Here is a 23,928-nt window from a genome sequence, read left to right as displayed (position 1 = left end):
GCCTGTAATAACCGGCTACAGGTTACCCCCAATCAAGTGTGGGAGGGGGCTTGCTCCCGATTACAGTAGGTCAGTCAATACATCTGGAGACTGATACACCGCTATCGGGAGCAAGCCCCCTCCCACATTTTTCTCACCCGTGTTACTGCCAGCTGCGAAGTAACTCCGGCAACTCCGTCAGGCTGCGAATCTGTGCATCCGGGAGTTTATCCCCTTCCCACACCTTGCCCGACGGGTTGAACCACACTGCCCGCAGCCCCGCCTGCTGAGCCCCGGCAATGTCGTCCCCGGGGTGGTCGCCAACATGCACCGCCGCACTGGCATCTACTCCGCCGCGCTGCAGCGCTTCCTGGAACAGCCGCGCATCCGGCTTGGCGATGCCAATATCTTCAGCGCGTAGCGCAAAGTGAAAGTAGTCCGCCAGGCCAACACGCTGCACATCGGCATTGCCATTGGTGATCACACCCAGCAGAAAATGCTGGCGCAGCGCTTGCAGCATCGGCTCGGCCTCAGGGAAAGGCGTGAGCTGATGGCGGGCGTGAATGAACGCTTCGAAACACACATCGGCCATTTCCGTGGCCTCAGGCTGTGGATAACCGGCCTCTTCAAACGCATGTATCAACACCCGATGGCGCAGGATACTGATGCGGTGTTTGAGTTCGGGATGCCGTTGCAGCACCTGTTGGCGCAGGCTGGCGAAATGCTCCAGGGGCAGGTCGCCCACCTTGGCGGCATGGGTGGCCAGCCATTCGCGCATCGACGCTTCGGCGCTGATGATGACGGGTACGTTGTCCCAGAGCGTGTCGTCCAGGTCGAAGGTGATCAGCTTGATGTTCATGAGTCGCCGTCCTTGATGCGTTTGGCCCGTGGATGGGCGCTGTCGTAGACCGTTGCCAGGTGCTGGAAGTCCAGATGGGTATAGATCTGCGTGGTCTTGATGTCGGAATGGCCAAGCAGTTCCTGCACGGCGCGCAGGTCCTGGGACGATTCCAGCATATGGCTGGCAAAGGAGTGCCGCAGCATATGTGGATGCAGGTTCTGCCCCAGCTCGCGCTCGCCGGCAGCCTTGACCCGTACCTGGATGGCGCGCGGCCCCAGGCGCCGCCCTTGCTGGCTGATAAACACCGCGTCGTCCACCGGGTTGGCCAGGGCGCGCAGCGGCAGCCACAGTTGCAGGGCTTCGCGGGCTTTCCTGCCTACCGGCAGCACCCGAGTCTTGCTGCCTTTGCCGAGCACTTGCACCAGGCCGTCGGCCAGGTCCAGTTGATCGAGGTTCAGGCCCGTCAGCTCCGATAGGCGCAGGCCTGAAGAGTAGAACAGTTCGAGGATCGCCTGGTCGCGATGGGCGAGGAAATCGTCCTCCACGGCGCCATCGAGCAATTGCAGGGCACGGTCGGTGTCCAGGGTCTTGGGCAGGCGTCGCTCGCCTTTCGGCGGGGCCAGGCCGTTGGCCGGGTCGTGGTCGCAGAGGCCTTCGCGATTGAGGTAGTGATAGAGACCGCGCACCGCCGACAGCAGTCGCGACAGACTGCGCGAGGACTGGCCCGCCTGGTGCAGCCGTGCGATCAGGCTGCGCAGGCCCTGGATATCCAGGGTCTTCCAGCTGGTGACCTGCTGTTTTTCGCAATACGCCAGGACCTTGTTCAAGTCCCGTCGGTAAGCCTCCAGGGTATGGGGTGACACCTGGCGCTCGTTACGCAGGTGAGCGCAGTAAGCGTCCAGTTGCCGTTCCATGGCTAGCGCACCGCGCGCAGGGCGGTGGTGTGGCGCGGAAGGACGCGGCCCAGTACTTCGGCGATATAGGTGAGGAACAAAGTGCCCACCGAGCTTTTGTAGTGCGCGGGATCGCGGCTGGCGATGGCCAGGACGCCGTGCAGGCCTTGATGGCTGAGAGCGACGACGGCGGTAGAGCCGATCTGCTTGCGTTGTTCGGCGCCGAACAGGAAGTCCAGCTCGTGCTCGCGCAGCGTGCCGCTGATGGTCTTGCCTTCGGAAAGCAGGCCGCCGATCGCGGTTTGCGCGTCGCCGCCACTGACCCAGCGACCCACCGGCATCGGGTTGTCGCTGAACAGGATCAGGCTGACAAACGGCACCTGGAAGTCCTGGCGCAGGCTGTCTTCCACGGCGATGACCGTTTCTTCCAGGCTGGTGGCGTCCATCAGGGTAAGAATCAGACGGCGGGTTTTCTCGAATAGACGGTCGTTGTCGCGGGCGACATCCATCAGGTGCGAGAGCTTGTGGCGCATTTCGATATTGCGCTCGCGCAGGATCTTCATCTGTCGCTCCACCAACGACACGGTGTCGCCGCGCTGGTGGGGGATGCGCAGGGCCGGGAGCAGTTCTTCGTGTTCGACGAAGAAGTCCGGATTAGCCTCAAGGTACGCCGCGACGGCAGCGGCCTCCAGACTTTCGCTCGGGGTAGTTGCTTGTGCGGGTACTTGAGGCTTATCGGTCATTGGCTTGGCTCACTCATAGACGGACCTGTCCTTCGTATACGCGCGAGGCCGGCCCGGTCATCATCACCGGGTGGCCAGGGCCTGCCCACTCGATGGACAGGCGTCCACCGGGCAGGTCGATCAACAGGGGCGAATCCATCCACCCCTGGCTGATCGCGGCCACGGCAGCGGCGCAAGCACCGGTACCGCAGGCCTGGGTTTCGCCGGCGCCGCGTTCCCACACGCGCAATTGCGCCCGGGAACGGTCGATCACCTGCAGGAAACCCACATTGACCCGCGCCGGAAAGCGCGGGTGGTGTTCGATCTTCGGCCCCAGTTCATGCACGGGGGCAGTGTTGATGTCGTTGACCCGTAGCACCGCATGGGGGTTGCCCATGGACACGGCAGCGATGTCGACGGTCTGGCCGTCAACGTCCAGCAGGTAGCTGGCGGCCTGCTCGGTCGCCTGGAACGGAATATCCGCCGGCACCAGGCGCGGCGCGCCCATGTTGACGCTGATCTGGCCGTCGCTGCGGATATCCAGCTCGATCACGCCGCTCTTGGTCTCGACGCGAATCTGCCGCTTGGCGGTCAGGCGCTTGTCCAGCACAAAGCGTGCAAAGCAGCGCGCACCGTTGCCGCACTGTTCCACTTCGGAGCCGTCGGAGTTGAAGATCCGATAACGGAAATCCACCTCCGGGTTGCTTGGCGCCTCGACGATCAGCAATTGGTCGAAGCCAATCCCGGTATGCCGGTCGCCCCACTGTTTAGCGTGCTTGGGCAGGATGTGCGCGTGCTGGCTGACCAGGTCGAGGACCATGAAATCATTGCCCAGCCCGTGCATCTTGGTAAAACGCAGCAGCATGGCTTACTCCGGCAGCAGGCTTTCGCCAGCATACAACTCGGCTACCGTCTCGCGGCGACGCACTTCCAACGCTTGATCACCGTCCACCAACACCTCGGCGGTACGTCCGCGGGTGTTGTAGTTGGAACTCATGACAAACCCGTAGGCACCGGCCGAATGCACGGCCAGCAGGTCGCCTTCTTCCAGGGCCAGTTGACGATCCTTGGCCAGGAAGTCGCCGGTCTCGCAGATCGGGCCGACGATGTCATAGGCGCGTGCTTCGCTGTTGCGAGGCGTCACCGCGGTGACATTCATCCAGGCCTGGTACAGCGCCGGGCGGATCAGGTCGTTCATCGCCGCATCGACGATGGCGAAGTCCTTGTGCTCGGTGTGCTTGAGGTACTCGACCTGGGTCAGCAGCACGCCGGCATTGGCGACGATATAGCGGCCCGGCTCGAACATCAGCGTCAGGTCGCGGCCTTCGATGCGCTCGCGCACGGCCTGGATATAGTCGGCGATCGCCGGTGGCTCTTCATCGCGATAACGCACGCCCACGCCACCACCGAGGTCGATGTGGTGCAGGTAGATGCCGCATTCGCCCAGGCGGTCGATCAATGCCAGCAGGCGGTCGAGGGCATCCAGGAACGGCGGCAGTGTGGTCAGTTGCGAGCCGATATGGCAGTCGACACCCAGCACTTCCAGGTTCGGCAGCTGGGCGGCACGGATGTACACGTCTTCGGCGTCGGCAATGGCGATGCCGAACTTGTTCTCTTTGAGACCGGTGGAAATGTACGGGTGGGTGCCGGCATCGACGTCCGGGTTGACGCGCAGTGAGATCGGCGCACGAACACCCATCTCGGCGGCGACGACTTGCAGGCGTTCCAGCTCGTCGGTGGACTCTACGTTGAAGCAATGTACGCCGACTTCCAGGGCCCGGCGCATGTCTTCGCGGCTCTTGCCTACGCCGGAGAACACGATCTTGTCAGCCTGGCCGCCGGCGGCCAGGACCCGTTCCAGCTCGCCACGGGAGACGATGTCGAAACCGGCGCCCAGACGCGCCAGGACATTCAGTACACCCAGGTTGGAGTTGGCCTTGACTGCGTAGCACACCAGGTGCGGTACGCCATCGAGCGGGTCGGTGAACGAGCGGTATTGGGCTTCGATATGCGCACGGGAGTACACGTAGGTCGGGGTACCAAAGCGCTGGGCAATCGCGGACAACGCCACGCCTTCCGCGAACAGCTCGCCGTCCCGGTAGTTAAAAGCGTCCATGGAGCTCCCTTATTCGTAGGTGTCGTGCTTATGCGCTTTGGAGGGCTTTTGCGACGATTGCGCCTGTTCATTCGGGTCTTTGCTGTCATCGGGCAGGTACAGCGGGCCTTTTTGACCACAGGCACTAACGAGGCAAGCGACCGCGACGAGCGCAGCAAGGGAAGAGATCAGGCGCTTCATGGCGAAATCCTTGAATATGCATTAATTGCGCCCGAGTATACCGACCACCCGCCAGCTTGCCTATGCGCTGAAATACCCGTCCGGCGGGGGTTTGCCGAGATGGTCGGGAAGCGGACTACGCTGGTTGAGGATATTTCACGCCGTCAATCGTGTTGAAATCGGTATCCTTTGCAATCGGCGGGGCTCGCCCGTATCGTGCGGCGCTTGAGCAAAACCAGACACTTTCGAGGTTGCCACAATGAGTTTGACCGAAGCCCGTTTTCACGACCTGGTGGATGCCACCCAAGAGAAGCTGGAAGATATTTTCGACGACAGCAACCTGGATGTGGATCTGGAAAACTCGGCCGGTGTGCTGACCGTCAAGTTCGAGAGTGGCCAGCAACTGATCTTCAGCCGCCAGGAGCCGCTGCGTCAGCTGTGGCTGGCGGCGCGCTCCGGTGGCGTCCACTTCGACTACGACGAAGAAAGCGGCAAATGGCAGTGTGACAAGAGTGAAGAGTTGCTGGGCGAGATGCTCGCGCGCCTGGTCCACGAATATACCGGCGCCGAGCTGGATTTCGACGAGATCTGACCGTGACCCAGCCTGCGCCTGTACGCCCGCCCAAGCCGCTGTTCAGTAATGTCAGCCCGGCGGTGCCGTCACCTTGTATCAGTTTGTGTCGCCTGGACGAGCAAAAAGTCTGCCTCGGCTGCTTCCGCCATGTGGAAGACATCCGTGAATGGCGCTCCGCCGATGATCAGCGGCGCCGAGTGATCGTGGCCCAGGCCGAGCAACGCAAGGCCGCGCCTTGAGCCCGTCTTGTTTATTTACGGTGCTGTGGTAGTGTCCGGATACGCCTCAACTCATCGAGGCCCGTGAGAACCCCGCCTTTTCCTGGCGGGGTTTTGCTTTTTTGTGCAGAAAAAAGGAGTCTGCCTGAATCATGACCGCACCTTCCATCATCCTCACCCGTCTTGATGTGCAGCGTCTTGAGCAATTGATCGACCGTATGGACGAGACGCAGCCGGGCGTTATTGCACTGCAAGCCGAACTCGACCGCGCCGAAGAAGTGGTTGGCCACGATGAAGTGCCTGCAACGGTCGTGACCATGAACTCCAGTGTGCATTGCCGTGAGCAAGGCAGCGGCAAGGACTACCACCTGACCCTGGTCTACCCGAAAGATGCGAATGCCGATGAAGGCAAGATTTCGGTCCTGGCCCCGGTGGGCAGTGCCTTGCTTGGCCTGCAGGTAGGGCAGCACATCGATTGGCCGGCACCGGGCGGCAAGACCCTCAAGCTTGAGCTGCTCAGTGTTGATGGTCAGCCCAAGGATGGCGGCGCCTTCCCTCTCTAGACCTGGCTCAGCGCCTCATTCAGCGCGAGCTCCAGCTCGGCCTTGTAGCGCAGGTACAAATTGCTTGGGCTTTGCACATCACCGAGCAGCCCCGACAGGTCGAGGTCGGTGATGTAGCAGCGGTAGCGCTCGGTTTCCCGGCGTTGCCCGACGATTTCCTGGGCGACCACTGCAAACAGTTGGTCGCCAAACTCCAGCTCGGAAAACTCCCGCTGATTGCAGTACAGGGTTATGCCCACCTGGCCCGGCGCCGCCTTGCCGATAATCGCCTGCACGTCATAAAACGGTTTGTTCGCGGGGTTCTGCGGGGCTGGCCGCGGCTCCACCCCACGCGCGCGCGTGCTGCCTGACGGCAGCAGTTGGTAGTACAAGATTTGCACCTCACCCAACGGTTGTTGCGTGTCCAGGGGCGACAGTGCTTCCCGGCGATAGATGATCGACTGCAAAAAGCGCTGCAACGGCGCCAACAGGCTCTGCTCATCATGAAACGGCAAGCGTTGCTGCCAGAGCGCGTTGAATTCATCCAGCACATACAGCTCGGCGAAGCCTTCGTTGACCCGGTAGAACACTTGCACGCAATCGGCCATGCCCATGGGCAGCAACAGCGCCAGGTCGTGGTCTTCCAGGGCCATGGCATCCAGGTGCAACGGGCTGTAGCTGGCCAATTCTTCGCTGAGGTAGGCGACCAGCGCATCCTGGGTCGCCAGTGATACGTGGGTGGCCTGGCCGGGCATCAACTCCATCACGTGATAGTGCTGCTGTACCTGGAGCAAGTAGCGGTGATTGCCCTGACCCAGCAGCAGGTTCTGTGCGGTGTCGAAGATTTCTTCCACTCGCTGGGCAATGAACTGCGCGCGGTTGTGACAGAAGCAGCGCACCCGCAGCCGAGGCAGATGATCCGACGGCAGTTGATTGAGGTAGTCGCGCAGGCAATCGAGCAGGGCATGGGGGCCGTCGTAGCGGCTGACCATCACCTCGTTCCAGCTGTTGAGCGTGACCTGATCGAGGGTCAGTACCAGGTTGTCTCGCACACCGGCATAGCTCAGGGAGTCGGTGCGCTCGGTGGTCATCAGGATATTCAGGTCGCGATGATGCTTGAGCGGGTCGACGCCGACGTTGATCAGCAGCAACACTTCCTCGGGCACCGCCGAGCGCAGCAGGCGCGCTTCATCAACGCTGGCCAGGGGCAGGGCGATAGCCTGCTGCAGGCTGCCCAGCAGGTTGAACAGCTCGAATTCGGTCATGTCGCTGGTGCCGGGGTGCAGCGCCAGGCGCGTGCTGCTGTCGATGACGCCGTTGCGGTGGCACCAGGTGAGCATTTCCAACAGGTCGCGGCTGCGCTTGATCGGCGCGAAGTGCTCCCATTCCAGGGCTGTGAGATTACCGTTGTACAGGCCCCAGTGGTGCTGGCCGGGCTCCTTGCGGTTGGGCGATTGCACCAGGGTCAGGGTGTCTTCGGCCAGGTCCGGGGCGATGCCGGGGTTGATGAATTCAACCTTGCCGGCCTTGCGTTCAAAGGCGGCATACAGGCGCCGTCCCAGCACATTGAGGTCGCGCTTGTTGATCAGGCTGACCGTCTGTTCGGTCCGGGCGAACTGGGTCAGGAAGCGATAGCTGTAGTTCAGCTCGCTGACCAGGGCACGGCGCTCGGAGGCCACCTGGCGTACTTTCCACTGGCTGCGGCTGTCCAGCAGCGCCAGTTGGCGTTGGTCCCAGCCCCACTCGTGGGCCAGGCGCTCCAGCAACAGCCGCTGCCAACTGGTGCTGCGCTGACCGGCGCTGAGCTTGCGGTTGACCTTCAGGTACAGGGCGCGACGCACCAGCTCCAGGCGCTCCGGCTCGTTGCGTGCCTTGAGATATTCCTCGATACGGCGGTACACCACGATGTACGGGTCCAGCTCATCCAGGTCCATCTGGTTGGCGAACACCGCGCGCTTGAAGCGCAGGCTCAGGCAGTGCACGTTCGGGTGCTCGCTGGCGTAGACCTCGGTCAATAGCAGCTTGAGCACCGACTTGTAGGGCGACTCGATGCCCTTGAACAGTTGCCACAGCCCGGCACCGATGAATTCACCGGGAGGGATACGCGCCAGGTGGCCGAGGTCGAGGGTTTCATCGGCGCGGATAAAACGCTTGGAGATCAGTGTGTGGGTGAATTCCGCATAGCGGGTCTCTTCATACACCGGCACCAGCCACCAGATCGGCGTACGCCCGGCCAGCCAGATGGCTGTGCGGTAAAACTCGTCCAGCAACAGGTAATGCTGGGTCGTGCCGCAGTCGTCGGAGCTGAGTTGGGTGTCGCGCTCGCCGAGTACAAAGCGCGTCGGCTCAATCAGGAAGAAGTGCGCTTCTGCGCCCATGCCCAGGGCCCAGGCTTCCAGCAGTTGGCATTTTTTACGCAGCTCCGCGAGCTCGTTTTCGCCCAGGTCGGGTGCGTGGCACACCCACACATCCATGTCGCTCTGGTCGGCCTGGGCGAGGGTGCCGAGGCTGCCCATCAGGAACAGACCGTGGATCGGTTTGGGTTGATTGACCGGACGCGGCTTGTAAGAGAACGAGCGGGTCAGGCGCTGGGCTTCCGTGAGTGCCTGGGCGTCGGGCTCGAAGTTCGACAGCCCGGCCGGCGTGCTGCCTGAGACATACCCCGGCAACAGTGGGTGATTGACGTGAAAAAACAGCGGCAGCAGGGTCAGCACGCTTTGCTGGCGCGGCGTCAGCCCTTCGACGGCACGAGCCATGCGACCTTCATTGAGGGCCATGAAGCGCGCACGCAATTGGGCCAGCACCTTGCGGTCGATGCCTTCGTCCAGGTCAGGGCGGATTTCATGGGTGCGGGTCATGTCGAACTCGGTGGCTCGCAGGGCCCGACGCGGGCGGCCATGTAGGAGTTTACAGCCAGTCGCGTAGGAGGTTTAGAGGGAAATGGTTTTTGACGTCAAAAAGCGGGCCGTTGCACAGCAGTGCCCTCGGAGTCCGCAAGAGCCGGACTCCATGGGCGGTATACGGATCAGGCGGCTTCTTTGGTGTTGGCGGTGCTCAGGATGGTCAGCAGGGTTTGGGCCTGCTCTGCAGCGTCCCGGCCAAGGCTGGTCAGGTAGCCTCCGTCCGGTTGATCGATAAGTCCTTTCGCATGGAGGCGCTTGGCAGCGGCGATGGCAGAGGGAGCGGCGGTCTGATGGACTTTCAGACCTTCCTTGGTGCTGTCCAAGGGGAAGAGTACAAGGATTTCCAGTTCGGCAACCAACTCAGGGGTATACGACATAAGGACTCCAGACTTTCTAAAATTTATTAGAGGCTAGCAGGCCATAAGGTGAACGCACTTTGCCGAACTGTCCAGCGTGTTGCGGTGTGCCGGGATTATTCCTTTTCGGGCGGCAGCTCAGGCAGTGCCCGCAGCGCTGTTTCATACCATTCGGTATTGAATGCGCGGTCATCATCCAGCATCGCGTCGATCTCGAAAGCCAGCACATGGGCCATGAGATTCAGGATCTCTTCACGTTCATAGCCCACCAGGGTCAGTTTATTGAAAGTGGCCTTGGCAGCGGGCGGATTGTCGCTTTCGATCTGGTTTTCGATCGCTTCGATCAAGGTGTTTTCGGTGAACTCTTCTTCGTCGCTGTCGATATCGGTCGGCTCGCTCATGGCAGGCTCCTCAAGGAAAGGGCGCCAGTCTACCCCCATTCAGGCAGGTGATGCTGCTGGTCAGGACCGGCCCTGGGATCTATAACTCCTGCAGCCAACCCCGCACACGGCCTGGAGGCTTTGCGATGCTCAAGCTTTACGGATTCTCGGTCAGCAACTACTACAACATGGTGAAACTGGCACTGCTGGAGAAAGGCCTGGCTTTTGAGGAGGTGCCCTTTTATGCCGGGCAAACCCCTGAAGCCCTGGCGGTCAGCCCGCGTGGCAAGGTGCCGGTGCTGGGCGTGAAGCAGGGGTTTATCAACGAAACCAGTGTGATCCTCGAATACATCGAGCACTCCCAGGAAGGCCCGTCGCTGTTGCCGGCCGACCCGTTCCAGCGTGCCCAAGTGCTGGCGTTGTGCAGGGAAATCGAGCTGTACATCGAATTGCCCGCCCGCGCGTGTTTTGCCGAGGCGTTTTTCGGTATGCCGGTGCCGGAGGCGATCAAGGCGAAATCCAGGGCTGAGTTGCTGCTGGGGATCGGCTCTTTAGGCCGTCACGGCAAGTTCGCGCCTTATGTGGCGGGGGAGGGCTTTACGATTGCGGATCTGTATTTCATGTACAGCGTGAACCTCGCCTGTGTGGTGGGCGAGAAGCTGTTTGGCCTGGACCTGTTGGCTGAATTGCCGGCGGCCAGAGCGTTGCTGGAGCGACTGCATGCCATGCCTAATGCGCAGAAGGTGGCGGCGGACAGGGAGGCCGCGATGCCGGCGTTCATGGCGATGGTTGCGGCCAAAAAATGATCAAATGTGGGAGAGGGTTGCCCCCCTCCCACCTTTTTCAGCGGCTGGCGAGCAGGGCCTGGCCGCGAGCGACCGCAGCCTTCACCTGTGCCGGCGCGGTACCGCCCACGTGGTTACGGGCATTCACCGAGCCTTCCAGGGTCAACACGGCAAACACGTCCTGTTCGATCTGGTCACTGAACTGGCGCAGCTCTTCCAGGCTCATTTCCGCCAGGTCCTTGCCGGTGTCGACGCCGTATTTCACCGCATGGCCAACGATCTCGTGACAGTCGCGGAACGGCAGGCCACGGCGTACCAGGTAGTCCGCCAGGTCAGTCGCCGTGGAGAAACCGCGCAGGGCCGCTTCACGCATGATCGCGTGCTTGGGCTTGATCGCCGGGATCATGTCGGCAAACGCGCGAAGCGAGTCGCGCAGGGTGTCGGCGGCATCGAACAGCGGTTCCTTGTCTTCCTGGTTGTCCTTGTTGTAGGCCAAAGGCTGGCCTTTCATCAGGGTCAGCAGGCCCATCAGTGCGCCGAATACACGGCCGCTCTTGCCACGCACCAGTTCGGGCACGTCGGGGTTTTTCTTTTGCGGCATGATCGAGCTGCCGGTGCAGAAGCGATCCGGCAGGTCGATGAACTGGAATTGCGCACTGGTCCACAGCACCAGCTCTTCGGAGAAACGCGACAGGTGCATCATCGCGATGCTGGCGGCGGCGCAGAATTCGATGGCGAAGTCGCGGTCGGACACGCCGTCCAGGGAATTGCCGCCGACGGCGTCGAAACCCAGCAGTTGTGCGGTGTACTCACGGTCGATCGGGTAGGTGGTGCCGGCCAGGGCTGCGCTGCCGAGCGGCATGCGGTTGGCGCGCTTGCGGCAATCCACCAGGCGCTCGTAGTCGCGGCTGAGCATCTCGAACCAGGCCAGCAGGTGGTGGCCGAAGGTCACGGGTTGTGCGGTTTGCAGGTGGGTGAAGCCAGGCATGATGGTGTCCGCCTCACGCTCGGCCTGCTCCAGCAAGCCTTTCTGCAAGCGGGTGATTTCGGCCAGGATCAGGTCGATTTCATCGCGCAGCCACAGGCGGATGTCGGTGGCCACCTGGTCGTTACGGCTACGACCGGTGTGCAGTTTCTTGCCGGTCACACCGATACGGTCGGTGAGACGGGCCTCGATGTTCATGTGCACGTCTTCCAGGTCGACACGCCAGTCGAACGTACCGGCTTCGATCTCACCACGGATGGTGGTCAGGCCATCGATGATGCTGTCGCGCTCGGCGTCGGTCAGCACGCCGACCTTGGCCAGCATTGTCGCGTGGGCTATGGAGCCCATGATGTCGTGGCGGTACAGGCGCTGGTCAAAGGTGACGGAGGCGGTGAAGCGGGCGACGAAGGCGTCGACGGGTTCACTGAAGCGGCCGCCCCAGGACTGGTTGGTCTTGTCGGTGCTCATGGGTTCGCTCGTGGTCTGCTTATTAAGAGGCATGAAAGTGTGCCGGCGATAATAACAGGGTTGCCCTTGGAGGCGGTGCCGCGGGTCGTCGGCATTTTTATTTGTGCAAAGGATGGCTAAGTGCCTTGCCGCCGACCGCGTCCGGGACGAGACTGGAGACAGGTGCTTATTGATACGATATTTGACGATTGAGCAATATCGTCTCGGCGAGCGTCTACAGTTGGACTGATAGTGTGTGAATGCACCAAAGTCGGGTAATGCGGTCAGAGCCTGACTATCCATTTAAAAGGGGGGTATTCGGATTGTGTATCAGCAAACCCTACGACGATGCCCGAAGGCAGCAGGTCTTGGGCGCTATTGAACAGGTCCGGGTAAATATGGGTGCCGCTGTCAGGGCACTTTTTGCCGCTCGCGCTAGTCTTAGCGTGGATCGCTGTGACGCAAGTCACCGCACCTGTCTACGCTATCCTTGTGCGAGACTCACGCAGGAATCCAGCGCTATATGAATGTCCTGATCGTTGATGACGAACCCCAAGCCCGCGAGCGACTGAGCCGTTTGGTCAGTGAACTCGAGGGTTATACAGTCCTTGAACCGAGTGCCACCAGCGGCGAGGAGGCGTTGACGTTGATCGACAGCCTCAAGCCGGACGTGGTGTTGCTCGATATCCGCATGCCGGGCCTCGATGGCCTGCAAGTTGCTGCCCGCCTGAGTGAGCGCGAATCGCCACCTGCCGTGGTGTTGTGTGCCGCGCAAGAAGAGTTTGCCGCGCAGACACTGGAAGCCAGTGGTGTCAGCTTCGTAGTCAAGCCAGTGACTGCCGAGGCCTTGCTCAGGGCCCTGAAGAAAGCCGAACGTCCCAATCGCGCCCAACTCGCTGCCCTGACCCAGCCAGCCGCCCAAAGCGGCAACGGGCCGCGCAGCCATATCAGCGCCCGCACACGCAAAGGCATCGAGTTGATCCCCTTGGACCAGGTGGTCTACTTCATTGCCGATCACAAGTACGTGACCCTGCGGCATGAGGCTGGCGAAGTGTTGCTCGATGAGCCGCTCAAGGCCCTTGAGGATGAGTTCGGTGACCGCTTCGTGCGAATCCACCGGAACGCGCTGGTGGCCCGTGAGCGAATCGAGCGCCTGCAGCGCACGCCCCTCGGGCACTTTCAGTTATTCCTCAAAGGGCTTAACGGGGATGCGTTGATCGTCAGCCGGCGCCATGTCGCCGGCGTGCGCAAGATGATGCAGCAGCTTTAGCCCGAGGGTTTTGGCAAGCCTGCATTCATTATCCCGGTGCGACGTGGCCAGGGAGGCCCCGCACTTGCTGATTCAAATCAAAGCGTATTTGCCTGAGCTGTTATTATCTGCCGTATCTATTCAGTACGGATTGATCCATGTCCTCTCGCGAAATCCGCATCGCCACCCGTAAAAGCGCCCTGGCCTTGTGGCAGGCCGAATACGTCAAAGCACGCCTTGAGCAGGCCCATCCCGGCCTCAAGGTGACCCTGGTGCCCATGGTCAGTCGCGGCGACAAGCTGCTCGACTCGCCGCTGTCGAAGATCGGCGGCAAGGGCCTGTTCGTCAAGGAACTGGAAACCGCGCTGCTGGAAAACGAAGCCGACATCGCTGTGCACTCAATGAAAGACGTGCCCATGGACTTCCCCGAAGGCCTGGGCCTGTTTTGCATCTGCGAGCGTGAAGACCCGCGTGACGCCTTCGTTTCCAATACCTTTGCGTCTTTGGATGACCTGCCCCTGGGCAGCATTGTCGGTACCTCCAGCCTGCGTCGCCAGGCACAGCTGTTGACCCGTCGTCCGGACCTGCAGATTCGCTTCCTGCGCGGCAACGTCAACACCCGCCTGGCCAAGCTCGATGCCGGTGAGTATGACGCGATCATCCTCGCCGCCGCCGGCCTGATCCGTTTGGGCTTCGAAGACCGCATCACCTCGGCCATCAGCGTCGAAGACAGCCTGCCTGCTGGCGGGCAAGGCGCCGTGGGCATCGAATGCCGCACTGCCGACCGTGAAATCCACGCGTTGCTCAACCCCCTGGATCACTACGAGACCGAAGTGCGTGTCACGGCCGAACGCGCCCTGAACAAGCACCTCAACGGTGGCTGCCAGGTGCCGATCGCCTGCTACGCCGTGCTCGAAGGTGAAAACCTGTGGCTGCGTGGCCTGGTTGGGGATCCGGATGGGGGCACTCTGCTGACTGCTGAAATCCGTGGTCCGCAGCGTGACGCCATCGCCCTGGGTGTCCAGGTGGCTGAAGAGCTGCTGGACAAGGGCGCTGGCGCCATTCTGCAAAAAGTCTACGGCGAGGCCGGCCCGCAGTGACCGGTTGGCGCGTGCTGCTGACACGGCCTGCCGAGGAGTCGGCGGCCCTGGCGGCGGCGTTGTCCGAAGCCGGTATCTTCAGCAGCAGCTTGCCTTTGCTGGACATCGAACCGTTACCCGTTACCCCCGAACAACAGGCCGTCTTCGGTGATCTTGGCCGCTACTGTGCAGTGATCGTGGTGAGCAAACCGGCCGCGCGGCTTGCCGTGCAGCAGTTGGATCAAGCCTGGCCGCAACTGCCGTGGTTCAGCGTCGGTGCGGCCACCGCGCAGGTCCTGGCTGATCACGGCCTTCCCGTTCACTATCCCCAAACCGGCGACGACAGCGAGGCCTTGCTTCAATTGCCTGCGTTGCGCGAGGCTATCGCACGGCCCGGTGCGCGGGTGTTGATCCTGCGCGGCGAGGGGGGGCGGGAGCTGCTGGCTGAGCGTTTGCGCGAGCAAGGTGCTAGTGTCGACTACTTGGAGTTGTATCGTCGTTTCCTTCCGGCCTACGACACCGGTGTACTGACCCGGCACATCCAGTTGGAACGCTTGAACGGCCTGGTGGTCAGCAGTGGGCAGGGTTTTTTGCACCTGCAGGCCCTGGCCGGATCCGATTGGCCACAGGTGGCGCAGCTGCCGTTGTTCGTGCCCAGCCCGCGAGTCGCCGAGATGGCGCGGGCCGCTGGCGCAGAAAAAGTTGTGGATTGTCGCGGCGCGAGTGCCGCGGCTTTGTTAGTGGCGTTACGGAGTCATGCCGTTCCCACTCTCTGATACGCAAAGGACGGATACGTGAGCGAAACAGCCTTGCCTAAAGATGAAACCCAACCCGCACTTGATGCGTCGGTTGAGTCACCGGTCACCGCGCCGCGCCGCGGCAATGGCCTGGCAGTTGTCGCCCTGCTGCTTGGCGCTGCGGGTGTTGCCGCCGGCGGTTGGGGTCTCTGGCAGGTTCGTGCCCTGCAAGCCAGCAGCCAGCACCAACTGGGTCAAGTGCAGACCCTGGATGACCAATCCCAGGCCCTCAAGCAAAGCCAGCAACAACTGGCTGCACGCCTGGCGCAACTGCCGGGTGCGGATGAGCTTGAGGAGCGCCGTCGGCTGGTGGCCCAGTTGCAGGGTGACCAGCAGCGCTTGAGCCAGCGCCTGGAAACCGTGCTGGGTGCCAGCCGCAAGGATTGGCGCCTGGCTGAGGCCGAGCACCTGATTCGCCTGGCGAGTTTGCGCTTGTCTGCCTTGCAAGACATCAACAGCGCCCAGGCCCTCGTCCAGGGCGCCGACGAGATTCTTCGCGAGCAAAGCGATCCGGGCTCCTACGCTGCCCGCGAGCAGCTGGCCAAGAGCCTTGCCGCGTTGCGCAGTACTGAGCAGCCGGATCGCACCGGGCTGTATCTGCAATTGGCGGCCTTGCGTGATCAGGTCGTGCAACTGGCGGCCATTGCCCCTGAGTATCAACTGACCGAGCCCGCATCCCAGGGGCGTCCGAGCACCGATACGGACAGCCGTTGGAGCCAGTGGTGGGAGCAGATTTCCCGTTACTTCCGCATCGACTTCAACCCCGACGACAACATTCGTCCACTGCTCGCCGGTCAAGGCCTGAACCAGGTACGCCTGGCCCTCAGCCTGGCCCTGGAGCAAGCACAATGGGCGGCGCTCAATGGTGAATCGGCGGTGTACAGCCGCTCCCTGGGTGAGGCTCGCAGCGTGTTGCAGGACAACTTCAACCAGGACAACCCGCAGAGCAAGGCGATGCTGGCGCGTATCGCCGAGCTTGAGCCCAAGGCTGTCTCGGTGGTGACCCCGGACCTGGCGGCGAGCCTGGCTGCGGTGCAGGCGTACCTCGAACGTCGTCATCTGTCTGCTGACGAAGCCAAGGCGGCATCCACGCCGGCGGCCACGTCGGCGAAGCAGGAGTAGAGCCGATGAAGCGTTTCTATGTGATCCTGGTGCTGGCGATTGCAATCGCCCTGGCACTGGCCGTGGGCATTTCGAAACACACCGGCTACGTGCTGATTACCTATCCTCATGTGCTGCACTACGAGTCGAGCCTATGGGCTACCGTGGTGGCGGTGTTTGTCTTCGCCCTGGCTATCTACTTGATCCGCGTATTGCTGAGCCTGGTCACCACCTCGGGTGGCGTGGTCAACCCGTGGTCACGACGTAACCGCAGTCGCCGCGTGCAGATCGCCATTGAACAGGGCCAGATGGACCTCGCCGAAGGCCGTTGGGCCAGTGCCGAACGTCACCTGCACCGTGCCGCCGAAGCCGAGCGCCAGCCATTGCTGTACTACCTGGGCGCGGCCCGGGCGGCGAATGAGCAGGGCCGTTATGAAGAGTCGGACGGTTTGCTCGAGCGCGCCCTGGAGCGTCAGCCCCAGGCCGAGCTGGCGGTTGCCTTGAGCCATGCGCAGTTGCAATTGGACCGTGGCGATACTGACGGCGCGCTCACCACCTTGCAGGCCATGCACGAGCGTCATCCCCACAACGGCCAAGTGCTGCGCCAATTGCAGCGTCTGCACCAGCAGCGTGGCGACTGGTCGTCGGTAATCCGCCTGTTGCCGGAGCTGCGCAAGGATAAGGTACTGCCCGCCGGCGAATTGGCCGAATTGGAGCGGCGTGCCTGGGGGGAGAACCTGAGCCTGGCGGCCCAGCGCGAAGAGCAGGGCGAAGCCGGCCTGCAGTCTCTTGAGCGGGCCTGGCAACAGCTCACTTCCGCCCAGCGCCAGGAGCCGCAACTGGTCCTGGCCTATGCCGAGCAACTGCGTCAATTGGGCGCCGATGCCAAGGCGGAGGAGGCGTTGCGCGGTGCCATCAAGCGCGGCTACGACAGCCACCTGATTCGTCTCTACGGCCTGCTGCGCGGCAGTGATCCTGCCCGGCAATTGAAGTTTGCCGAGGGCTGGCTAAAGGACCACCCGGGCGATGCCAGCCTGTTGTTGACATTGGGTCGTCTGTGCCTGCAAAACAGCCTGTGGGGCAAGGCGCGTGATTACCTGGAAAGCAGCCTGCAGGTGCAACGTAATCCCGAGGCCTGTGCCGAACTGGCGCGGCTGTTGGCGCAGTTGGGCGACACCGAGCGCAGCAACCAGTTGTTCCAGGAAGGCCTGGGCTTATTGGATAACCGCTTGCTGGCGTCTCCGCTGCCAGTTCCTGCCCGAGTTTGATGCAGGAAGAAGTCTAGGGTTGGCTCAGATATTTCTGATGACCAGCCCTTCAATGCTGCGCATATGCCGGCCCTGAGGGGCTTTGAAGCAAACTCCTACGTTCATGCGCTTCAAGTCTTCCATTCTCTGACGGGATGTCCCTACGTTCTCACGGAATCGTCTGCTCTGGCGCGTATTGAAAGGGGTCAGGCCTTTCCTCTAACGTAACGACCTATCTCTCGCGATGCGGATAAAGCATGTCTTTGGCCCCTTCACGCTCCTTGTTTTTCCTTGCGTTCATGGCGGGTGCGCTGACGTTGGGTGCGTCCTTCTATCTTGAGTTCGGTGCCTCGTTACGCCCTTGTTTCCTGTGCCAGATGCAACGGGCCTTTCTGGCTGCCTTCACGCTGATCAATCTGGTCGCCGCTATCCACAACCCCAGGCGTTCCACTTTTTACTTGTACGGGTTTACGAGCATGGTCTGTGCGTTGCTGGGTGCCATCACCGCCGTACGCCAGGTGCTGCTGCAAAATGCCGCAGCGGATCAGGCCGCCGATTGCTGGCCCAGTCTCAGTCACATGCTCGAGAACCTGTCGCTGTGGCAGGCGTTGCAATTGACGGTCGAAGGCACGGTCGATTGTATGGAAATAAGCTGGACGCTATTTGACCTGAGCCTTCCCGAGTGGAGCCTGTTGTTCTTCCTGGGCATGTTGATCCTCGGTGTCATGCAATTTTCCCGACTGTTCTTGAGCCGTCCGTTGCGCTCAGCGGGCCACTGATCGGAGGCCGCAGTTTGTAGGACGGGATTAAACACTTGTATGAACTTTCTCTCCTGCGTACCTTGAAGCCATAGTCATGGGGGCATAATCTGGCCCGCACGCGTTATTGAAACCGTTTGTCAGACGCGGCCTTGTCCCGCTGCTGTTTTATCCTTGAAGTGTTGCGCGGGCATCAGGCGGCAGCGCCCCTATAGGGAAGAGAGATCATCATGCTGGAAAGTTGTCAGAATGCTCAGGAACGCTGGGGTGGGGTGCACAAGCTGATCGACAGCTGGTTGAAGGCACGTCACGAACTGGTTCGGGCCTTTGATGCTCTTGGCGCCAAGCCCGAGGCCCTGGCTGAGAATCGCAAGCCGTTGCAGGAGTTCTGTGAAGTGTTGGTGGACTATGTGTCTGCTGGCCATTTCGGTGTCTACGAGCAGTTGACCAAAGAGGCGGAAGCCTTCGATGATAAGCGTGGTCTGGAACTGGCCGAGACCCTTTACCCGCGTATCGATGTCATCACTGAGAAACTGCTGGCGTTCACCGACCTGTGTGATGCCGGCCAGTGCGTTGCTGAGAAATTCAAGGAGTTGGGTGGCCTGCTCCATGAGCGTTTCGAACTGGAAGATTGCCTGATCGAAGTGCTCCACAACGCCCATAAGGAAGAAGCTGTCCCCCAGGCCTGACCTTTGCGGGCGAGATAAGAACGGTGCGCATGGCGCACCGTTTTTTATTGGCTCAATGACGGGTGCCGAGTAATTCGATCTCGAATACCAGTGGCGTATACGGCGGGATCAGCTCGCCGGCACCGTCGCCTCCATAGGCTTGGGCCGATGGGATCACGAGGCGCCATTTGGCCCCGACCGGCATCTGCTGCAACGCGCTGCTCCAGCCGCTGATCACACTGTCCAGGCGAAACCACTGGGGTTGTGTGCTCTGATCGAAGACCGTGCCATCGGGCAATCGTCCAACGTAGTTCACCTGGACCTGATCATTCGCGCCAGGCTTGTTACCAGTGCCGGGTGTCAGTTCCGTGAGCAGGATGCCATCGGCCAACTCGCGCACCCCTTTCACGGCTTTTTCCCTGGTTAAAAACTGCTGCTCGGCGGCGAGCGCCTTTTCGCTTTTAGGCGCTTGGGCGTCGGCTTCGGCCTGCGCTTCGTGCTCGGCAAGAATCTGTTCGATGCGCGTGTTATCCAACGCCAGCGGCTTGCCTTGATAGGCTTGCTTGAGGCCGTCGATCAAGACCTGGATCTGCAGGTCCGGGACTTCCTGGCGCAGGCGCTCACCGAGGCTGGCGCCCAGGCTGTAGGCGAGGTCGTGCTGGTCTTGGGGCGTGGTTTTTGACGGTGATTGCTCGCTCGCATTGGCCGTGGAAATCGCCAGGCCCAGCACAAGGAAAAGGTAACGCGACATGGGCATTCTCCTGCCGAAAGTGCGACGGATTATGCCAGTGCGAGTGCGTAAAAAGTGCCGCGTGTTTTCGTTATATCGATAAGAATTTTCGCACGTTGCAACGCAACGCAAACGATACTGTCAACATGCCCTAGCGGCGGTAAGAGCAGAGGGCTAGTATGAGCCGCACCCACGTCAGCCAGGAGGTAAACCATGTCGGCCAAACAGAAGCCTGTAAATACCCCGTTGCATTTACTCCAACAATTGTCGGGCAGCTTGCTCGAACATCTGGAAAGCGCATGTTCCCAAGCGTTGGCCGATGCAGAAAAACTGCTCGCCAAGCTGGAAAAACAACGCGGTAAAGCGCAAGAAAAGCTGCACAAATCCCGCACCAAACTGCAAGACGCCGCCACTGCCGGCAAGGCCAAGGCACAAGCCAAAGCCAAAGACGCGGTAAAAGAACTCGAAGACCTGCTGGATGCTCTCAAGGATCGTCAAGCTGAAACCCGCACCTACATTTCCCAACTCAAAAAAGATGCTCAAGAAAGCCTGAAACTGGCCCAGGGCGTTGGTCGTGTGAAGGAAGCCGTAGCTAAAGTGCTGGGTGCCCGTGCTCCGGCTAAAGCGCCAGCCAAGCCAGCGGCTAAAACCGCTGTTGCAAAACCAGCCGTGAAGCCAGCGACCAAAACTGCTGCTGCAAAGCCAGCCGTGAAGCCAGCGACCAAAACTGCTGCTGCAAAGCCAGCCGCGAAGCCAGTTGCTAAAACCGCTGCTGCGAAACCAGCCGCGAAGCCAGCGACCAAAACTGCTGCTGCAAAGCCAGCCGCGAAGCCAGTTGCTAAAACCGCTGCTGCGAAACCAGCCGCGAAGCCAGTTGCTAAAACCGCTGCTGCGAAACCAGCCGCGAAGCCAGTTGCTAAAACCGCTGCTGCGAAACCAGCCGCGAAGCCAGCGGCTAAAACCGCTGCTGCGAAACCAGCCGCGAAGCCAGTTGCTAAAACCGCTGCTGCGAAACCAGCCGCGAAGCCAGCGGCTAAAACCGCTACTGCGAAACCAGCCGCGAAGCCAGTTGCTAAAACCGCTGCTGCAAAGCCGGCCGCGAAGCCAGTTGCTAAAACCACTGCCGCCAAACCAGCCGCCAAACCTACTGCTGCAAAACCGGCTGCAAAGCCAGCCGCCAAGCCAACTGCAAAGCCTGCTGCTGCAAAGCCAGCCGCCAAGCCAGTTGCAAAGCCTGCTGCTGCGAAACCAGCACCGGCCAAGCCAGCAGCACCTGCTGCTACCCCGGCAGCGACCACCGCTCCAACCGCATCGACCAGCAGCACCCCTGCACCGGTAGCGCCAAGCACCACCCCAACCAGCGCTTCCTAAGTGCCGGTGATCATGACGCGCAGCTGCTGCAGCGCGTCATGGTCAAGGTTGGCGGCATCCTCAGCCGCCAGTCCTTCCAACCACCGCGGTTGAGTCATCTCCCCTTTCGGCCATGCCTGCGTCAACGCTTCCAGGCGCGTCAGCAATTGCCGTTCGGCATCCAGTTCCAGGGCTTTGACCCGCTCGCGCAGCGCCGCCAGTTGCTCATCCTGCTGCACCTTGGCACGCCATTGCACACGCAACTGCCGCAAGGGTTCGATCACCTGCGCCTGCCACGGCCGGGCCAGCTGTTGCAGGGTGCGCATACGCTCCGGCTCAAGTGCCACGCCCCGCTGTTCCAGCCACGCGCCGCAGAGCAACAGGCACACGTCCGCCCCTTGCTCCTGCAAGCGCAGGCAGGCGGCTTCGACGCCCGGGCGGGCGTAAGTCGAGAGAGCAAAGCTCCACAGGTCAGCGTTCATATTCACACCCAAGCCAGCGGCCAACGAAGCTGGTAGACTCCGCCGCCATTATGATCCGACTTCAAAGCCTAACATTACAGCGTGGCCCGCAACGTCTTCTCGAAGACGCCGAGCTGACCCTGCACGCCGGTCACAAAGCCGGCCTGATCGGTGCCAACGGCGCCGGCAAATCCACGTTGTTCGCCCTGTTGCTGGGTGAGCTGACCCCGGATTCCGGGGACTGCTTGCTGCCGGCCGACTGGCGCATCGCCCATATGCGCCAGGAGATCGACACCCTGGACCGCATCGCGATCGACTACGTGCTCGATGGCGACCTGCGCCTGCGCCAGGTGCAGCACGACCTGGCCGAGGCCGAGAAAGCCCAGGACGGCGCCGCCCAGGCCCGCCTGCATGCGGAACTCGACAGCGCCGACGGCTACACCGCCGACGCCCGCGCCCGCAAGATGCTTGCCGGTCTTGGCTTCACCAACGAACAGATGGATCGTCCGGTCGCCGACTTCTCCGGTGGCTGGCGCATGCGCCTTAATCTGGCCCAGGCGCTGATGTGCCCCTCGGACCTGCTGCTGCTCGACGAACCGACCAACCACTTGGACCTCGATGCGATCCTGTGGCTGGAGGACTTCCTCAAGAGCTATCAGGGCACCTTGCTGCTGATTTCCCACGACCGGGACTTCCTCGACGCCGTGGTCGACAACATTGCCCACGTCGAACAGAAGAAGATCACGCTCTACCGTGGCGGCTATACCGCGTTCGAACGGGCGCGTGCCGAGCGCCTGGCCCAGCAGCAGCAGGCGTTCGAGAAGCAGCAGGCGCAGCGCGCGCACATGGAAAGCTACATCGCCCGGTTCAAGGCCCAGGCCACCAAGGCCCGCCAGGCCCAGAGCCGGATCAAGGCCCTGGAGCGCATGGAAGAACTGTCGGCGGCCCACGTCGATTCGCCGTTCGACTTTGTGTTCCGCGAATCGGTGAAAATCTCCAGCCCGTTGCTGGACCTCTCGGATGCCCGCCTGGGGTATGGCGAGAAAACCATCCTGGAGAAGGTCAAGCTGCAGCTCACCCCAGGTGCGCGCATCGGTTTGCTCGGCCCGAACGGCGCGGGCAAGTCGACGCTGATCAAGAACCTGTCGGGCGAGCTGCAACCCCTGGCCGGTCGTTTGACCCGTGGCGAGAACCTGGTGGTGGGCTACTTCGCCCAGCATCAGTTGGACTCCCTCGACGCCAAGGCCAGCCCGTTGCTGCACCTGCAACGCCTGGCGCCGACCGAGCGCGAGCAAACCCTGCGCGACTTCCTCGGTGGCTTTGACTTCCGTGGCGCGCGCATCGATGAGCCGGTGCTGAACTTCTCCGGCGGCGAAAAAGCCCGCCTGGCCCTGGCGTTGATTGCCTGGGACCGCCCGAACCTGCTGCTGCTCGACGAACCGACCAACCACCTCGACCTGGAAATGCGCCTGGCGCTGACCATGGCCTTGCAGGAGTTCAGCGGTGCGGTCCTGGTGGTGTCTCACGATCGCCACTTGCTCAAGAGCACCACCGACAACTTCCTGCTGGTAGCGGATGGCAAGGTCGAAGAGTTCGACGGCGACCTGGACGACTACGCCCGTTGGCTCACGGACTACCGCCTGCGCAATGCGCCGGTCAGCAACACCCCGGTCAACCCGGACAAGACCGATAAGAAAGCCCAGCGCCAGGCCGCTGCCGCACTGCGCCAGCAGTTGGCGCCGCACAAGCGCGAAGCCGACAAGCTTGAGGCCGAGTTGGGCAAAGTGCACGAGCGCCTGGCCAAGATCGAAGCCAGCCTGGGCGACAGCGCCGTGTACGAGGCTGCGCGCAAGGATGAGCTGCGCGACCTGCTGGCCGAACAGGCCAGGCTCAAGGTGCGCGAAGGGCAATTGGAGGAAACCTGGATGGAAGCCCTCGAACTGCTGGAAACCCTGCAAGCGGAGCTGGAGGCGCTGTCCTGATGGAAGCCTTGCAACTGCCGTTGCCTGCGCAATGGATCGAGCCTGTATGGATCGGCGTGCAAATCCTGCTGATCCTGCTGGCCGGCTACCTCGCCCAGCGGTTTGTCGCCAAGGGCCTGACGCGCCTGGGTGAGCGCTACCCGTTTCCGCCACAACTGCTGATGCCCCTGCGTGGCGGATTGCGCTGGCTGATCATGGGCAGTGCGTTGATCTTTGTGCTGGGCCGGCTGGGTGTGTCCGCCACGGTGTTGTGGACCGCGCTGTCGGGGTTTGTCGCAGTGGCGGCAGTGGCGTTCTTCGCCATGTGGTCGGTGTTGTCCAACCTGCTGTGTGCGATCCTGATCTTTACCGTCGGACCGTTTCGCCTCGGTGACATCGTCGAGTTGGTGGATACCGTCGACAAGCCCGGCGTGAAGGGCAGGGTAGTGGCGATCAACTTGCTCTACACCACACTGATCGAAGTGGAAGCGGCAGGCACCGACAGCGCCATCGTACAGGTGCCTAACAGCCTGTTCTTCCAGCGCTCGGTGCGGCGTTGGCCCGGCACCCATGTGTTCCCTGGCGACCGCTAGCATTTACCGCGTGTAAAAATCTATAGCCAGCCTC

Annotated in this window: 26 protein-coding genes and 1 pseudogene; 15 read left to right on the top strand and 12 right to left on the bottom strand. The window is 61.7% G+C overall.

Going from position 1 to position 23,928, the window contains the following annotated elements:
• Positions 1-142: 142 nt before the first annotated feature.
• Genes F6S08_RS31165 through lptM form a run of 6 tightly spaced genes read right to left on the bottom strand, consistent with a single transcriptional unit; the run spans position 143 to position 4,731 of the window.
• Positions 143-838, bottom strand: a complete 696-nt coding sequence (locus F6S08_RS31165) for an HAD family hydrolase (RefSeq protein ID WP_074847965.1) — start codon at positions 836-838, stop codon at positions 143-145.
• Positions 835-1,734 carry a tyrosine recombinase XerC gene (gene xerC / locus F6S08_RS31160; protein ID WP_315872749.1) on the bottom strand — a complete coding sequence of 300 codons (900 nt, stop codon included), beginning with the start codon at positions 1,732-1,734 and terminating at the stop codon, positions 835-837. Before xerC ends, F6S08_RS31165 begins: the two co-directional genes overlap by 4 nt.
• A 2-nt stretch (positions 1,735-1,736) precedes the next feature.
• Positions 1,737-2,456, bottom strand: coding sequence for a DUF484 family protein (locus tag F6S08_RS31155; RefSeq protein ID WP_027608318.1), 720 nt, complete (start codon positions 2,454-2,456; stop codon positions 1,737-1,739).
• A 13-nt stretch (positions 2,457-2,469) separates the two neighbouring features.
• The gene (dapF, locus tag F6S08_RS31150; protein WP_315872748.1) at positions 2,470-3,300 is read right to left on the bottom strand and encodes a diaminopimelate epimerase; all 831 of its coding nucleotides are present in this window, start codon (positions 3,298-3,300) and stop codon (positions 2,470-2,472) included.
• 3 nt (positions 3,301-3,303) lie between these two features.
• On the bottom strand, positions 3,304-4,551 hold the full coding sequence (gene lysA / locus F6S08_RS31145; protein ID WP_065926684.1) for a diaminopimelate decarboxylase: 1,248 nt from the start codon (positions 4,549-4,551) through the stop codon (positions 3,304-3,306).
• Positions 4,552-4,560: 9 nt separating this feature from the next.
• Positions 4,561-4,731, bottom strand: coding sequence for an LPS translocon maturation chaperone LptM (gene lptM, locus F6S08_RS31140; protein ID WP_010207449.1), 171 nt, complete (start codon positions 4,729-4,731; stop codon positions 4,561-4,563).
• 238 nt (positions 4,732-4,969) lie between these two features.
• Here lptM and cyaY point away from each other — a divergent pair, with 238 nt between their 5' ends.
• From cyaY to rnk, 3 genes are all read left to right on the top strand, one after another.
• Positions 4,970-5,302 carry an iron donor protein CyaY gene (gene cyaY / locus F6S08_RS31135; RefSeq protein WP_315872747.1) on the top strand — a complete coding sequence of 111 codons (333 nt, stop codon included), beginning with the start codon at positions 4,970-4,972 and terminating at the stop codon, positions 5,300-5,302.
• A 2-nt stretch (positions 5,303-5,304) separates the two neighbouring features.
• Positions 5,305-5,523, top strand: coding sequence for a DUF1289 domain-containing protein (locus tag F6S08_RS31130; RefSeq protein ID WP_027608322.1), 219 nt, complete (start codon positions 5,305-5,307; stop codon positions 5,521-5,523).
• 131 nt (positions 5,524-5,654) lie between these two features.
• Complete coding sequence (gene rnk / locus F6S08_RS31125) at positions 5,655-6,065, top strand: nucleoside diphosphate kinase regulator (RefSeq protein WP_053127715.1); 411 nt, start codon at positions 5,655-5,657, stop codon at positions 6,063-6,065.
• Here rnk and F6S08_RS31120 read toward each other — a convergent pair.
• The 3 genes from F6S08_RS31120 to F6S08_RS31110 form a co-directional block, all read right to left on the bottom strand.
• On the bottom strand, positions 6,062-8,902 hold the full coding sequence (locus F6S08_RS31120) for a class I adenylate cyclase (protein ID WP_315872746.1): 2,841 nt from the start codon (positions 8,900-8,902) through the stop codon (positions 6,062-6,064). The two genes, rnk and F6S08_RS31120, sit on opposite strands and share 4 nt — an antisense overlap.
• A 167-nt stretch (positions 8,903-9,069) precedes the next feature.
• A complete protein-coding gene (locus F6S08_RS31115; RefSeq protein ID WP_027608325.1) occupies positions 9,070-9,324 on the bottom strand; it encodes a TIGR02647 family protein in 255 nt (84 codons plus the stop codon).
• 95 nt (positions 9,325-9,419) lie between these two features.
• The gene (locus tag F6S08_RS31110; RefSeq protein ID WP_065926681.1) at positions 9,420-9,704 is read right to left on the bottom strand and encodes a hypothetical protein; all 285 of its coding nucleotides are present in this window, start codon (positions 9,702-9,704) and stop codon (positions 9,420-9,422) included.
• Between the two features lie 125 nt (positions 9,705-9,829).
• On the opposite strand from F6S08_RS31110, the gene F6S08_RS31105 reads away from it, so the two are divergent.
• Positions 9,830-10,489 (top strand): glutathione S-transferase, encoded by a 660-nt coding sequence (locus F6S08_RS31105; RefSeq protein ID WP_315872745.1) that lies wholly within the window; start codon positions 9,830-9,832, stop codon positions 10,487-10,489.
• Positions 10,490-10,526: 37 nt separating this feature from the next.
• Here F6S08_RS31105 and argH read toward each other — a convergent pair whose 3' ends face one another.
• Positions 10,527-11,921 (bottom strand): argininosuccinate lyase, encoded by a 1,395-nt coding sequence (argH, locus tag F6S08_RS31100; RefSeq protein WP_065926679.1) that lies wholly within the window; start codon positions 11,919-11,921, stop codon positions 10,527-10,529.
• 389 nt (positions 11,922-12,310) lie between these two features.
• Here argH and F6S08_RS31650 point away from each other — a divergent pair.
• From F6S08_RS31650 to F6S08_RS31065, 8 genes and pseudogenes are all read left to right on the top strand, one after another.
• Positions 12,311-12,427: pseudogene (locus F6S08_RS31650) on the top strand (sensor histidine kinase); the annotation flags it as partial.
• Positions 12,424-13,170 (top strand): LytR/AlgR family response regulator transcription factor, encoded by a 747-nt coding sequence (locus F6S08_RS31095; RefSeq protein ID WP_065926678.1) that lies wholly within the window; start codon positions 12,424-12,426, stop codon positions 13,168-13,170. The pseudogene F6S08_RS31650 and the gene F6S08_RS31095, both read left to right, overlap by 4 nt.
• A gap of 137 nt (positions 13,171-13,307) precedes the next feature.
• Positions 13,308-14,249 (top strand): hydroxymethylbilane synthase, encoded by a 942-nt coding sequence (gene hemC / locus F6S08_RS31090; protein WP_065926677.1) that lies wholly within the window; start codon positions 13,308-13,310, stop codon positions 14,247-14,249.
• Positions 14,246-15,004 (top strand): uroporphyrinogen-III synthase, encoded by a 759-nt coding sequence (locus F6S08_RS31085; protein WP_065926676.1) that lies wholly within the window; start codon positions 14,246-14,248, stop codon positions 15,002-15,004. Before hemC ends, F6S08_RS31085 begins: the two co-directional genes overlap by 4 nt.
• A gap of 18 nt (positions 15,005-15,022) precedes the next feature.
• Positions 15,023-16,147 carry a uroporphyrinogen-III C-methyltransferase gene (locus F6S08_RS31080; protein WP_065926675.1) on the top strand — a complete coding sequence of 375 codons (1,125 nt, stop codon included), beginning with the start codon at positions 15,023-15,025 and terminating at the stop codon, positions 16,145-16,147.
• Between the two features lie 5 nt (positions 16,148-16,152).
• Positions 16,153-17,394: a heme biosynthesis protein HemY gene (locus tag F6S08_RS31075; protein WP_065926674.1), complete on the top strand. Its 1,242-nt coding sequence runs from the start codon at positions 16,153-16,155 to the stop codon at positions 17,392-17,394.
• Positions 17,395-17,630: 236 nt separating this feature from the next.
• Positions 17,631-18,152 carry a disulfide bond formation protein B gene (locus F6S08_RS31070; protein ID WP_065926673.1) on the top strand — a complete coding sequence of 174 codons (522 nt, stop codon included), beginning with the start codon at positions 17,631-17,633 and terminating at the stop codon, positions 18,150-18,152.
• A 209-nt stretch (positions 18,153-18,361) separates the two neighbouring features.
• Positions 18,362-18,820, top strand: a complete 459-nt coding sequence (locus F6S08_RS31065) for an Rsd/AlgQ family anti-sigma factor (RefSeq protein WP_027608335.1) — start codon at positions 18,362-18,364, stop codon at positions 18,818-18,820.
• Between the two features lie 52 nt (positions 18,821-18,872).
• On the opposite strand, the gene F6S08_RS31060 is transcribed toward F6S08_RS31065, so the two are convergent.
• Positions 18,873-19,550 (bottom strand): FKBP-type peptidyl-prolyl cis-trans isomerase, encoded by a 678-nt coding sequence (locus tag F6S08_RS31060; protein ID WP_315872744.1) that lies wholly within the window; start codon positions 19,548-19,550, stop codon positions 18,873-18,875.
• A gap of 192 nt (positions 19,551-19,742) precedes the next feature.
• Here F6S08_RS31060 and F6S08_RS31055 point away from each other — a divergent pair, with 192 nt between their 5' ends.
• Positions 19,743-20,900 (top strand): AlgP family protein, encoded by a 1,158-nt coding sequence (locus F6S08_RS31055; RefSeq protein ID WP_315872743.1) that lies wholly within the window; start codon positions 19,743-19,745, stop codon positions 20,898-20,900.
• Here F6S08_RS31055 and F6S08_RS31050 read toward each other — a convergent pair.
• Positions 20,897-21,361, bottom strand: coding sequence for a TIGR02444 family protein (locus tag F6S08_RS31050; RefSeq protein WP_065926671.1), 465 nt, complete (start codon positions 21,359-21,361; stop codon positions 20,897-20,899). The genes F6S08_RS31055 and F6S08_RS31050 overlap by 4 nt on opposite strands.
• A gap of 50 nt (positions 21,362-21,411) precedes the next feature.
• Between F6S08_RS31050 and F6S08_RS31045 the strand changes: the two genes are divergently transcribed.
• On the top strand, positions 21,412-23,322 hold the full coding sequence (locus F6S08_RS31045) for an ATP-binding cassette domain-containing protein (RefSeq protein WP_065926670.1): 1,911 nt from the start codon (positions 21,412-21,414) through the stop codon (positions 23,320-23,322).
• Positions 23,322-23,894, top strand: a complete 573-nt coding sequence (locus F6S08_RS31040) for a mechanosensitive ion channel family protein (RefSeq protein WP_003176850.1) — start codon at positions 23,322-23,324, stop codon at positions 23,892-23,894. The genes F6S08_RS31045 and F6S08_RS31040 overlap by 1 nt, the downstream gene beginning before the upstream one ends.
• The last annotated feature ends 34 nt before the right edge of the window (positions 23,895-23,928 follow it).

The organism is Pseudomonas sp. JV449 (assembly GCF_032424295.1).
GTDB classification, from domain to species: domain Bacteria; phylum Pseudomonadota; class Gammaproteobacteria; order Pseudomonadales; family Pseudomonadaceae; genus Aquipseudomonas; species Aquipseudomonas marginalis.
This window is presented reverse-complemented; position numbering and strand designations above follow the sequence as displayed.